General features: G+C 33.4%; 14 protein-coding genes. 3 read left to right on the top strand and 11 right to left on the bottom strand.

Translation table 11 applies throughout. The features are described 5' to 3' along the window. Positions 1-115 precede the first annotated feature (115 nt). Complete coding sequence (locus ACXVYO_RS25665; protein WP_458468975.1) at positions 116-1,399, bottom strand: aminopeptidase P family protein; 1,284 nt, start codon at positions 1,397-1,399, stop codon at positions 116-118. Between the two features lie 221 nt (positions 1,400-1,620). Between ACXVYO_RS25665 and ACXVYO_RS25660 the strand changes: the two genes are divergently transcribed. Together ACXVYO_RS25660 and ACXVYO_RS25655 are read left to right on the top strand one after the other, a co-directional pair. Next, positions 1,621-2,604, top strand: a complete 984-nt coding sequence (locus ACXVYO_RS25660; RefSeq protein WP_458468973.1) for a F510_1955 family glycosylhydrolase — start codon at positions 1,621-1,623, stop codon at positions 2,602-2,604. 15 nt (positions 2,605-2,619) lie between these two features. Next, positions 2,620-3,339 carry an urease accessory protein UreH domain-containing protein gene (locus tag ACXVYO_RS25655; RefSeq protein ID WP_458468971.1) on the top strand — a complete coding sequence of 240 codons (720 nt, stop codon included), beginning with the start codon at positions 2,620-2,622 and terminating at the stop codon, positions 3,337-3,339. Between the two features lie 51 nt (positions 3,340-3,390). On the opposite strand, the gene ACXVYO_RS25650 is transcribed toward ACXVYO_RS25655, so the two are convergent. Further along, the gene (locus tag ACXVYO_RS25650; RefSeq protein ID WP_458468969.1) at positions 3,391-4,308 is read right to left on the bottom strand and encodes a hypothetical protein; all 918 of its coding nucleotides are present in this window, start codon (positions 4,306-4,308) and stop codon (positions 3,391-3,393) included. 247 nt (positions 4,309-4,555) lie between these two features. Between ACXVYO_RS25650 and ACXVYO_RS25645 the strand changes: the two genes are divergently transcribed. Next, the gene (locus tag ACXVYO_RS25645; RefSeq protein WP_000789774.1) at positions 4,556-4,786 is read left to right on the top strand and encodes a DUF896 domain-containing protein; all 231 of its coding nucleotides are present in this window, start codon (positions 4,556-4,558) and stop codon (positions 4,784-4,786) included. A 50-nt stretch (positions 4,787-4,836) separates the two neighbouring features. Here the strand turns inward: ACXVYO_RS25645 and ACXVYO_RS25640 are convergent, their stop codons facing one another. The 9 genes from ACXVYO_RS25640 to ACXVYO_RS25600 form a co-directional block, all read right to left on the bottom strand. Further along, on the bottom strand, positions 4,837-5,316 hold the full coding sequence (locus tag ACXVYO_RS25640; RefSeq protein WP_458468968.1) for a CcdC family protein: 480 nt from the start codon (positions 5,314-5,316) through the stop codon (positions 4,837-4,839). A 15-nt stretch (positions 5,317-5,331) separates the two neighbouring features. Next, positions 5,332-5,727, bottom strand: coding sequence for a DUF2871 domain-containing protein (locus tag ACXVYO_RS25635; RefSeq protein WP_458468967.1), 396 nt, complete (start codon positions 5,725-5,727; stop codon positions 5,332-5,334). A 146-nt stretch (positions 5,728-5,873) separates the two neighbouring features. After that, positions 5,874-6,269, bottom strand: coding sequence for a cytidine deaminase (locus ACXVYO_RS25630; protein ID WP_000358522.1), 396 nt, complete (start codon positions 6,267-6,269; stop codon positions 5,874-5,876). Between the two features lie 33 nt (positions 6,270-6,302). Then, complete coding sequence (locus ACXVYO_RS25625) at positions 6,303-7,604, bottom strand: pyrimidine-nucleoside phosphorylase (protein ID WP_001983022.1); 1,302 nt, start codon at positions 7,602-7,604, stop codon at positions 6,303-6,305. A gap of 36 nt (positions 7,605-7,640) precedes the next feature. Continuing rightward, the gene (locus ACXVYO_RS25620; protein ID WP_458468966.1) at positions 7,641-8,822 is read right to left on the bottom strand and encodes a NupC/NupG family nucleoside CNT transporter; all 1,182 of its coding nucleotides are present in this window, start codon (positions 8,820-8,822) and stop codon (positions 7,641-7,643) included. 102 nt (positions 8,823-8,924) lie between these two features. Beyond that, positions 8,925-9,596 carry a deoxyribose-phosphate aldolase gene (deoC, locus tag ACXVYO_RS25615; RefSeq protein ID WP_001017440.1) on the bottom strand — a complete coding sequence of 224 codons (672 nt, stop codon included), beginning with the start codon at positions 9,594-9,596 and terminating at the stop codon, positions 8,925-8,927. Positions 9,597-9,903: 307 nt separating this feature from the next. Next, positions 9,904-10,851 (bottom strand): sugar-binding transcriptional regulator, encoded by a 948-nt coding sequence (locus tag ACXVYO_RS25610; protein ID WP_087959481.1) that lies wholly within the window; start codon positions 10,849-10,851, stop codon positions 9,904-9,906. 473 nt (positions 10,852-11,324) lie between these two features. Further along, entirely contained in the window at positions 11,325-11,861 is a 537-nt protein-coding gene (locus tag ACXVYO_RS25605) for a GNAT family N-acetyltransferase (RefSeq protein WP_458468964.1), read from the bottom strand. A 374-nt stretch (positions 11,862-12,235) separates the two neighbouring features. Beyond that, positions 12,236-12,862, bottom strand: a complete 627-nt coding sequence (locus tag ACXVYO_RS25600) for a LysE family translocator (RefSeq protein WP_458468962.1) — start codon at positions 12,860-12,862, stop codon at positions 12,236-12,238. Positions 12,863-13,247: the final 385 nt, after the last annotated feature.

Below are 13,247 nucleotides of genomic sequence, written 5' to 3'. Positions count from 1 at the left end.
AAACCCCTCCTTTTTCTTTTTCAAAATCATTATAAAAAATGATTTTCAAGAAAATATGGAGATGTGCAATGGATCAAATAAAAAGACGCCCGAAATTGAGCGCCTCTACTAATGATTATTTTGTAACCACTTCATTTTCTTTTACATTCACATTATTTTCTCTCATAAACGTTTCAATTTCTTCAACTTCTCTAATGATATCTTTTGACAAGTTTTCATGTCCGTCTTTCGTTACAAGAATATCATCCTCAATACGAATGCCGATTGATTCTTCTTCAATATAAAGACCAGGTTCAATTGTTATAACCATACCTTCTTCTAACACTCTCTCTTTATATGTTCCTACATCATGCGTATCTAAACCAAGGAAATGGCTGACACCGTGATAATAGTATTTTGATAACTCTTCGTCTTCTTGAATTAAACCAATTGCTTTACACTCTTCTGCTAGTACCTTTTTTGTATGCTCATTTAATGCAGCAAACTTTACTCCTGGCTTGATGAGTTTCGTTGTTTCTTTCAATGTTTTTAATACAATATTATACATTTGTTTTTGACGACTAGAGAATGTTCCATTTGCCGGGAATGTATAACTAATATCAGCATTATAGTAATCTTTTTGAGCGCCTAAATCTAGTAGTACTAAATCACCATTTTGAATTTGTGCATCATTATCTTCATAATGAAGAACTGTAGCATTTTTTCCACTTGCTAAAATTGTATTGAACGCATGATGCTTAATGCCAGATGATTTCAGTGTGAAATCAAACTGAGCTTCTAATTCATATTCCATCATGTCTGCTTTTGCATGCTTAAGTACGTTGTAAATGCCCTCTTTTGTTACAGCAATCGCTTCTTTAATGATTTCAATTTCTTCTTCTGTTTTAAACACTCGTAATTCACAAATATTCGGATATACATTACCAATTAAAACGTGTGGATACTGTTCTCTTACATGTTTAGCAAATGCTAGCGTTTTTGTCTCCGTACCATTCCACTCACGACGCTCTAAATCTAAATATAGATGCTTCACATTTTCTGTAAAAAGTATATTTGACATTGTCTTTTCAAAGCTATCTAAATATACAACTTTCTTTATACCTGAAATTTTCTCCGCTTCTTCGTTAGAAACTGTTTTACCGACCCATTTTTCCATTACTGGATCTGACTTTTCAATGAAAAGTGTTTCTTCTACACTATTTCCAAACTTCTTCAACATGAAAATAACATTCGGTTCATCAATTCCTGTTACATAGTAAAAATTTCGATTCGGCACAAATTTATAATGTGCATCCGCTGACATATGAGGTGCTTGTCCAGCGAATAAAATAGTAATAGATTCATCTGGTAATGTGTTTACTAATCGTTCTCTATTTTGAGCAAAAAATGTTGATTTCATAATAATCCCCCTAGCGTTCTATGTATACTTGCAAATCTAATCACCCAATACAATTCATTCTATTATTGTTATAATTTTTCGTCAATTGATAGTACTCATGGAGAAAGGAAAATTTTCATTACTAGTCCCCCTTCCAATCTAAATTATGCATACTACTCCACAATTTCTTGACATTTATTCCATATACTTAAAATCTCATATATAGGAAAGGAGCTACAACTTTGAAACATTATGTAGCAACAGGGTTAGCAATTACTTCTTTATTCATCATCTCAGGATGTTCTAGCAATGCGGAAACAGCACCAGTGAAGAAAGAAACGGTGCAATCTCAGCCAAAACATACAAAAACAGTAAATACGATTCCGCAAAACTTCTATACAGAAATTACATCTGGAAAAATCGAGCACATTCATGGAATTGGCTATGCAGGAAATATGCCCGGGGTTTCTATCGCCACTCATAGCGGAATAAAAGTTTATCAAGATGGCAAATGGTTTGAAACTAAAACTGCGCTACATGATTTTATGGGATTTCAAGCAACGAAGAATGGGTTCTTTGCCAGCGGTCATCCTGAACGAGGTGCAAATTTAAAAAACCCTTTAGGATTAATGAAAAGTTCTGATGGCGGTAATACCCTCGAAAAGCTAGCTTTTTATGGAGAATCTGATTTTCATAACCTTGCTGTCGGATATAATACGGAAGCAATTTATTTATACAATGAGCGTCCAAATTCCAAATTGCAACAAGGTTTTTATTTCAGTACGAACAACGGACAAGATTGGAAAAATAGTAAGTTAAAAGGTCTTTCAAGTACAATTCATTCCTTTTCCGTACATCCGGACCAACCAAGTGTAGTCGCGGTAAGTGCTAAAGACGGTGTTTATTTATCTACAGATTACGGAAATACATTTGAACTATTCTCTACATCACTTGAATCGACAGCAGTTACATTAAGTAATGAAGATGTTATTTACGCCCCTATCAATAAACAAATCGTAACGAGGAAATCCATTGCTACAAATGAAGAGAGGAGTATACAAATACCACCTTTAGATCCTAAAGATACAATTATGTACATATCACAAAACCCTCAAAATTCAGCTGAAATGGTATTTGCTACAATGACAGCTAATGTGTTCCTTTCTACAGATGAGGGTAAAACGTGGAAGCAGATTATGAAAGAGGGAACATTCCAATTTAATTAGAAGGGTGAATATAACGTGTTTTCAACAATTAGTGAATGTAGCTATCAACTCTTGTCTCCTTTAATGGATGTCGCGAATGCTACGAAATCAGTACCTCTATTATTTGCGTTTTTATTAGGCGTAGTAGGAACCTTTGCTCCTTGCCAATTAACAGGAAACGTTAGTGCTATTACATTTTATGGAAATATTTTTTTACAAAAGGGACGTGCATGGAAACATATATTGTTATTCATTTTAGGAAAAATAATAGCTTTTACAACTCTTGGACTATTTGTATGGTTTTTAGGAAAAGAGATTCAGCAAATATTAACTTTGTACTTCCCGTGGTTACGAAAGATAATTGGACCTTTATTAATTTTAATGGGGCTAATGTTGGCAGGCATTATTAAAGGACGAAATTTCTTCTCGATCAAATTTATAGGGAAACAAAATGAGGTTGGCTCATTTTTACTTGGATTCTTCTTTTCCTTAGCTTTCTGTCCGACTATGTTCGTTCTATTTTTCGGAACGCTAATTCCTTTATCTTTCTCATATAATTATGGTTACTTGTTTCCGACATTCTTTTCGATAGGGACTGCTCTCCCTATCGTTATATTAATGTTCATCATCTCCTACCTTGGATTAAATGGGACACTACTTAAAAAGAGCCGAAAAATAGGAAAAACCATTCAACTTATAGCAGGGATATTACTCATTTTAATTGGTCTTTATGATATATCCTTATATTGGGTATAAATAAAAAGGTAAGTTCCATTGACTTGAACTTACCTTTTTTCAAAATTATATTTAACTCTTCTGCATGCCCTTTTGCTTCATTTCCCACTTTTTATACAGCAGTACTGCACCAAATAAAAATACCCCCGCAACAAATGAAGCTACCGGTAACATTTTTATCATTTCATCAGGAAATACGAGCGGTAATAACGGAAATGCATATGCTGCTGGAATACGTACTCTAACGATTTTTAACAAAATAAGCATTACTATCATATTGAATAAAGTGACTACAATCCATGAATCAATTGCAAAATACAATAACGTTCCAACAGTTGCCGAGATAGTTAAAACTACTATTTGTTTAAACGCCATTTTTTCACTGTACATCGGCTTTTGAAGTGATTCATACACGACAACTAATATTGGCGGAATAACTGCTAATTGTTCATAACCTGTTATCCAACATAAACTGATCCAAACGAAATTTAGTATTAGAAACACAGTCATATATTTATACTGTATATTCACTTTTCGCTCAATACCGTTGTTCAATTTAAATATAAGAACACCAACCATTAATATAAATGTTAAAGCGCAGACTGCGATAACAAATGACCATTCTGTTGCATTTGTTACTAATGGTAATAAGCCAGTCGCAATAGATGGCGCTAAATTAGATCGAATTACACGTAAAAACAGCATCATTAGTAAAAGTGTTATGCTTACTTTCCCCAAATAGGCTATATCCATTTGATTCACCATAAAACCAATTACAGCTGTTATTGACGGTGCAATAAAGATTTTTTCTGGCTGTCTTAACCATCCTGGCTCACGATACGCCCATAAAGCAATTGCCATTGCTGCTATTTCCGGCAAAATGACTTCTGGATCATTTAATAACACACCTGCTGTTACCATAGCTAAAATAAATAATATAGCAATTGTATATGAGATGATTGTTTCTTTCTTTGAAATTACTGCATTCATTATTACATACTCCTTTTTGCTTGTTACTTTCATAATGTAAAACAACACGTTAATATACCCTACTAAGGTATTGTATATTAACGTGTTTTCTATTTCAAGTATTAGTAGTTATTTACACTCACTCTTATCCCATACACTTACAAAACAAGGAATGTTTATAAGCATTGACACTTATTAAAAGATACGTTACAATAACTATACATTAGTAAGTTACTAATGTAATTAAATCTAACTAGAGGTGAATCGAATGAAAAACATTTTATTCCGTATTAACGAGTTATCAAAAAAAGAAAAAGCATCTGGATTAACAGTTGATGAAAAACAAGAACAACAAATGCTGCGTCACAACTATACAAAAACATTTCGTGGAAGCTTAGATTCCATTTTATTAAACACAAAAATTGTGGATCAACATGGTCTTAACGTTACACCAGCTGCATTACAAGATGCTCAAATACGTTTAAAATTAAGCAAATGAAATCAAAGTTAAACAAACACTCGTATAAAACATAAAAAGAGCCGGAATTCTTATTTAGAAATTCCAGCTCTTTTTATTGTCTTTTCTAATTTAACATATGAACGATACATCGCAATTCTCCACGATACAATCATCGCAAATGCGAGCAAGAAAAACATTCCGCTTAACTCTGCTAAATCAATTGATTGACTTAAATATGATTTTAACGCTACTCGTACAGCTAATAACCCGACTAAAATAAATATGAATGCTTTTGACGGTTTCATATATATATCTTCACTTCTTATTTCAAACTTAGTTGTTTTAATAAGAAATATAGAGAAAAGAAGTCCTATGCTAATCGCCTCTACTATTTCTAACGATGTTAATTGAAACTCCGGTAAGAAGTACATCATTGCGCCAGTACTCATAAAAATTGGCGGTAATATAATTTTCTTTTTCGTTACCGGTTTTTTCGCTGCTTTAAAGCGAAGAAACATGACACCAACAGCCATACAAACTGCAACAATACTTGATAAAAGTGCTATCATATTATCCACTCCTATCTATTTAAAAGGCTTTTTAAGCAAAATCATAAACCAAACGAGCCCGATACTTATAATAACGTGACCTGATCCAGCCATATGGCTTAAACCGTTAAAGTCAGTTCCATTTACTTGTAGAAGACCTCTCCATAGCATTGTAGCAATAGTAAAAATTAATCCTGCATTATAAACAACAAACCATGCACGAAAACTCTTTGTTTCTTGCACACGAAATACTTTAAATAGACCCAAAGCGATTAAAAAGAAGACGAAACCAAGCACCAATACGTGTGTATGCACCAATTGCAACATTGTGGATCCTTTAATTCCTTGTGCTTTCGAATACTCTCTTGCAAATACTCCTGATAATAAACCGATAATTAAGTAAATGAATGCCGCATTATATAATCTCTTCATTCTATTCCTCCTGTTGTAAACTTTCTATATTCGCTGCAATTATTTTAAGCAAAGTTTATGAACGGAATATGAACAAAATATTACATTCAACTTTCCAAAATAAAAAAGCCATTCCACAATTCATATTTGTGGAATGGCTTTTTTATTTATTTTAAATCTTCTATTGAGAAAGCACCTGGAAGTAATTGCTCAACAGTCACTTCTTTTTCATCACCTTTTACATTCGTTAGTAATACAGGCATTTTCGGTTCACAGAACTCAGCAATTACTTGTCTACAAGCACCACATGGTGAAATTGGCCCATCCGTTTCGCCTGTAATAACTAAGTAACTAAAATCGCGCTCACCTTCTGATACTGCTTTAAAAATCGCTGTTCTTTCTGCACAGTTACATAAACCGTAAGAAGCATTTTCTATATTACAACCAGTATAGATTTTACCTTCTTTCGTAACTAACGCTGCACCAACAGGAAATTTCGAATACGGAATATATGCTTTTGCTAACATCTTATTTGCTTCTTCAATATATTTTTTCTTATCCATATTATTTCCTCCTCAAAGTAGGTGTAATTATGATTAGTCAGTAATAACTGTATGAACCAATTTAGGAGCCACTGCTGTTTCAGCGATAGAAATGTTCTCATAGATTTTTGCTTTTACATCTTCTACATTTTCACGGTTTGCATAGATTGTTACGAATGGTTCGCCTTCTTTTACTGCATCGCCAACTTTTTTACGTAACATTAATCCTACTGCTAAATCGATTTCATCTTCTTTTGTCGCACGACCAGCGCCTAGTAACATAGCTGCGATACCAATTTCATCTGCAACAATGTTTGAAATAACACCTGAAGTTTTTGCAGGTACATCAATTACATACTTCGCTTGTGGCATTTTTTCTGGATTGTCTACAATTGAGCTATCTCCACCTTGATTGCTTAAGAACTCTTTAAATTTCTCAGTTGCTTTTCCGTTTTTCATAACTTCAATTAGCATTTCACGAGCTTCTTCTAATGTATTTGCTTTTTTCGCAAGTACGACCATTTGACTTCCTAATACAAGTACTAATTCTGTTAAATCTTCTGGACCTTCACCTTTTAACGTATCAATCGCTTCTTTCACTTCTAGAGCATTACCAATCGCAAATCCAAGAGGTTGTGACATATCTGAAATAACAGCCATAGTTTGACGTCCTACATTATTTCCGATACGTACCATTGCATGTGCTAATTCTTTTGCATCTTCCTCTGTTTTCATAAATGCCCCAGCACCTGTTTTTACATCAAGTACGATCGCGTCAGCACCAGCTGCAATTTTTTTACTCATAATTGAACTTGCGATTAAAGGAATTGAGTTTACTGTTCCTGTCACATCGCGTAATGCATAAATCTTTTTATCTGCAGGTGTTAAATTTCCTGTTTGTCCAATAACAGCTACTTTGTCACGGTTTACAATATCAATGAACTGCTCTTTCGTAATTTCAACGTGGAACCCTTCTACCGCTTCTAATTTATCAATTGTTCCGCCTGTATGTCCTAAACCACGACCAGACATTTTTGCTACTGGTACATCTAAAGCAGCTACTAATGGTCCTAATACTAATGTTGTTGTATCACCAACACCACCAGTTGAATGTTTGTCTACTTTAATTCCTTCAATTGCTGATAAATCGATTGTTTCTCCAGACTCAACCATCGCCATCGTTAAATCTGCACGTTCACGATCTGTCATATCTTTAAAGAAGATTGCCATTGCAAGTGCACTCACTTGATAATCAGGAATACTTCCGTCTGTATATCCATTAATAAAGAATTTGATTTCTTCAGTTGTTAATTCTTTGCCGTCACGTTTTTTTGCAATAATATCTACCATTCTCATTACAATCACCATTCCTTTTTATATGATATGAATCTGTTAAAATAATAAGCCAACGATTGTTGCTGATAAGAAACTTACTAATGTTGCACCGAACAGTAATTTCAGACCGAATCTTGCGACTACATTCCCTTGTTTTTCATTTAAACTCTTAACTGCTCCTGCAATAATTCCAATTGAAGAGAAATTTGCAAATGAAACTAAGAATACAGAGATAATCGCTGTCGTTCTATCTGAGAAATTAAAGTTTCCTTGTGCTAAATCTGTCATAGCGACAAATTCATTTGATACTAATTTTGTTGCCATAATATTTCCGGCATTAACTGCTTCATGCCAAGGTACACCCATAATAAATGCAAATGGTGCAAATACATAACCAAGTATTTCTTGGAATGAAATACCGATTACACCTTTAAATACGGCATTAATGAATGCGATAAGAGCAACGAAACCGACTAACATAGCTGCTACTGTAATCGCAACTTTAAATCCATCTATAATGTACTCCCCTAATACTTCAAAGAAAGTCTTTTTCTCTTCTTCTTGTACTTCTAACATATCTTCTTCTTCAGTAACTTCATAAGGGTTAATGATAGAAGCAATAATGAAACCACCGAATAAGTTAAGCACTAAAGCGGTTACAACATATTGTGGTTTTAATAACACCATATACGATCCAACGATAGACATTGAAACGGTAGACATTGCAGATGCACATAATGTATACATTCTTTTCTCTGGCAATAATCCTAGTTGCTTCTTAACTGAAATAAACACTTCAGATTGTCCTAAAATCGCAGAAGCAACAGCGTTATATGATTCTAGTTTCCCCATTCCATTTACTTTACTTAATGCTAGACCAATAGATTTCACAATAATAGGTAATACTTTAATGTGTTGCAAAATACCTATTAAAGCTGATATAAATATGATTGGCATTAATACACTTAAAAAGAACGAAAACTCTTTTTGATTTACTAATCCACCAAATACGAAATTCACACCGTCAGCGGCATATTTTAATAATTCTCCAAAACCATCTGCTATTCCGCTAATTAATATATTCCCAACACTTGTATTTAATAATAGAAATCCCAAAATGAATTGTAATATAACCATCGTTATGATTGGACGATATTTGACTTTCTTTCTATCATTACTAGCAAGCCAAGCGATACCTAAAATCAATACGAGGCCAAAAACACCGATTAAGTATTTCATAAGCCGTTTCCTCCCATTCGTATCCGCTTACATTCTTTTCAATTGTTAAAGCAATAGATACACTTTACTTTGTGTATCTATTGCTTTTGATTTCATTAATGATTAGTAGTTATCTGTAGCACCTTTTGCATCATTTAATACGATTGCAACACTAGCACTTGCTCCAACGCGAGAAGCTCCAGCAGCTACCATTTTGTCTGCATCTTCACGTGTACGAACGCCACCAGATGCTTTTACACCAACGTTTGGTCCTACTGTTTTACGCATTAATGCGATATCTTCAGCAGTTGCTCCGCCAGTTGAGAATCCAGTTGAAGTTTTTACGAAATCAGCGCCAGCTTTTACTGATAATTCACAAGCGCGTACTTTCTCTTCATCTGTTAATAGGCAAGTTTCAATGATTACTTTTACAAGAGCTTTTCCTTTTGCTGCTTGTACCACTTCATAAATGTCTTTTTCAACGAATTCGTTGTCGCCATCTTTTAAAGCACCTACGTTGATTACCATATCAACTTCAGTTGCGCCTTTTGCGATAGCATCTTTTGTTTCAAATGCTTTTGTTTCAGTAGTGCTTGCTCCTAATGGGAAACCGATTACAGTACAAACGTCTACATCATGTCCAGCTAACTCGTCAGCCGCTAATTTTACCCATGTTGGGTTAATACAAACAGAAGCGAATTTATATTCTTTTGCTTCTTCGATTACTTTCATAACATCTTCTTTTGTAGTATTAGCTTTTAAAATTGTATGGTCAATTAACTTTGCAATATTCATTATCTTCACTCCTCATATCTTTTAACAACTTCATTCTAACTCTAAGTTGAACAAATGTAAATACACTTTTGAAATTTTGTTCACTCTTTTTGAAAAGTTATTTTCTTGTAGTAAATAAAGCGCATTCTAACGAAGAAACACTTCCTATTTAAAATCAAAACTTTTATATTAACAATGGTAGTATGTATCTCAATATCCATAATTATTTTTAAAAAGGCAATTTGTATTCAAAAAACACTCCCATAATTTATACATAACAAAATAAAAGGCTTTCTCAAAATTAACATCTTGAGAAAGCCTTTTATTTCTAACCTTTTTTATAATGTAACACTTCTTTTGCCGTATGCTGATCGATAATTAATACATTTGCATACCCACCACGTAACGCACCATCAATTGCTTTTATTTTTCTATTACCACCAGCAACTAAAATAGAGCGTTTCTTTAATTTCAGTTCTTCTAACTCAATTCCAATAGTCCGCTTATTAATTTCTTCACTACTAATATTTCCGTCCCCATCAAAGAATCGTGAACAAATGTCACCGACCGATTGTTTTTTGAGTAAACTCGTTTCATCCTTATCGAAATAACCTAATCGGAATAATAGCGCTTCGTCTCGCACTGTTCCTACAGTGAAAATTGCAATATTTGCTTGTTTCCCCATTTCGATAATGTGATGAATATGTCGATCCTGCTCTACTAATTCTTTTGTCACTGCATTATCAAATATAACTGGAAGGGGTAGATTTCTTGGCGTCGTTTGAAAAGCATCTGCAAATAAAGCTATCGTCTCATTCGCATATGTATTTACACTCGAATGACTAATACCACCCTTTAACTGGACAACTTCTACACCTTTTACATGTTGCGGTACAATTTTTCTAGCGATTTCATACATCGTCATTCCCCAACTTACCCCAACGATATCACCAGTTTTAACCGTCTTTTCCATATACTCAGCTGCATATTTACTTATATACTCTGTAATCGTTGCATATTCTGGCACTGGAGAAAATACGACATGTGCCTCTAACAAGTTATACTTTTCTTTCAGTAAATTCCCAACGTTATCTAAATCAGCAAATGGATCGGCTATACTAATTTGAACAAATCCTTTTTCTTTTGCGTACTTTAATAATCTAGAGATAGTCGGTCTTGAAATATTTAATTTATTAGCAATTTCTTGCTGACTATAATCTGATTGATAATATAATCTTGCAACTTCAACGCTTAATTGTTGTTTATCTTTATCCATAGTAACTCGCTACATATCCTTTCCTGTATTTCCTTTTCGTTACAAGCATTATACAGCTTTATGCAAAAAAATTCGACTCCCGAATTTTTTCTAACTGAACTTCTACTACACTTAATTTATGTAATGAAAACTTATTGTGTAGATTTACAAACTTAATATAGATACGCTTGAAGCATGTAAATTGATTAACATTTAATTCGCATTTTTTCTGCAGTAACGATAACAAAGCCGTTCAAATTGCATGATAGAATCAAGTTATTGAACATAGAAAAGGTTGTATATGAGGCCTAGGATATTAAAGACTTTTTTCTCATTCCTATAGAATTTCCATCCGTTTTTCTGTAAGAGTTAGTAAAGAGACCATTTTTGGTCTCTTTTTCATGCTTTTTCTTAATTCCATACGTAATGTCATTTAAAACCTTAGCTTGATGGGCATATGTGGTGACTCCTATTACATAAACGCCCCTGTTATTTTATAAAGGCGATTTACTGGAAATTAAGTTAAAACGCCAATTATTACATTGCATAAAGTTACCAGGAGGGTATTCGAATTCGGATTCGGAGATTAATTCGAATCCAAGCTTCCGACAAATTGCATTTGAAGCTGGATTGTCAACTGAGGGGAAAGCATGAATATACCTATACTTATTCTCAGCGGATGCTTCTTCTATCGCCAACTTTACTGCAGTTGTCGCTATTCCTTTCCCCTGAAATGCGGGAAGGACGCTCCAGCCAGTTTCGTACACACTTTCATCATTCCAATTATTTTGCCAATAGCCAACAGAACCTACTGATTCTCGTTCTGGTAACAATAAAATGCTAAACATACATCCTCTACTAACCAGTTCAAGGTACCGTTTGTGTCGCTTCAAAATTTGTTCTTCATTTTCTGGACCTCCAAGATGCTGCATCATCACTGGGGTGTTAATACGATAAAGTAAATCAAGGTCCTTGTCTTCCCAAGGTTTAATTTGAATAATATGATTGCTTCGTTCTAAAATTTTATTCATCCCCTTACTTTTTTCTTTCTTTATTTTTTCTTTACGGTAAGCAAAACTCCTTTATCTGTTCCATTAATCTGCACCGTTAGACAATAAGTAAAAATGAAAAATAGTAAAGGTTTTTATTCTCAAAATTTATTATAGATCATATTTCAATCATTCATCTTTTAGAGGCAACCTCCACATTTTTTTAGTCATCTAAACTACCTTGATTTTTTCTTATAAAGCAAACCGATCAGGTTATTGAGGAAGTCATTTTTAAAGTTCAAATTAGATATATGTATAAAATTAGTATGAGGGTGTAAAATCAATTGTAAAATAGTAGTTGTAGAATAAATAAAAGAAATAATCAATAGTGATTATTTCTTTTTTCATATACATATTTATTTTTGGAAAAACAATCTCACTCCAAATACTAATAATACAGCGCCCGTAATCCCCTCTATTGTACGGTTCACTCTTTCTTTTCTTAAAAAAGTTCTTAATTGACGTATGAGTGAGATATAAAGTAAATACCATACCGCTGTCAAAGTCGTAAATGTGACTCCTAATAAAAGAAATTGGAGGAAATGATTTTGATTATTTACAATAAATTGGGGTAAAAAACTAAGGAAAAACACAGCAGTTTTTGGGTTTAAAATTGCCGTAGTAAATCCTTGCCTAAAGCTTTTAATTGCTCCTATATCCTTAGAGTTCATTTCTATTGAACCTGACATATCTTCTTTTTTATGCAAGGCACTTTTAATTGACTTTACAGCTAAATAAATTAAATAAACAGCCCCAGCATATTTTATAAATGTAAATAACATAGCAAATTTCATTAAGATAGCAGAAAGTCCTAACGTAGCCATTATTGTATGAATCATCATTCCAGATATCGTTCCTAAAACAGTCTTTATCCCACCATTTTTACCATGCGAGATAGTATTTTTTGTAACTAGTGCAAAACCAGGACCAGGCATCATTATGATTAACATTGCTGTAAGGATAAATAATAGATAATTTTCCATGTTCTAGTATTTCCTTTCCAATTTTTAGTTTTGCTTACAGTATAGCTTTTTTCATTACAACATTAAATATAAAAGACTTGATCAGGGGATCCGATAGGAAAATGCGGATTTACAACGATAAGGAAATTCCAATATTAAAAACCCAACTTTTCAAATGCTTCCACACATTCATTAACCAAATCAGTTAATTCTTTACATGCTTTTATTCGCTTATTTCGTATCCACGCCCCTTACTGATAATGCATTCTTCTGTTCATTCATCATTCATCATTCATCCTCCTCCAAAATAAAAAGCACCCGAATGGATGCTTTTTATTTTACTCAAAAATGTTACTGTAACTAATTTAATATTTTTGAAGTCTTCACTTAAAAATAAAGTTTGTTA

Source organism: Bacillus sp. BC08, from assembly GCF_054326875.1.
This window is presented reverse-complemented; position numbering and strand designations above follow the sequence as displayed.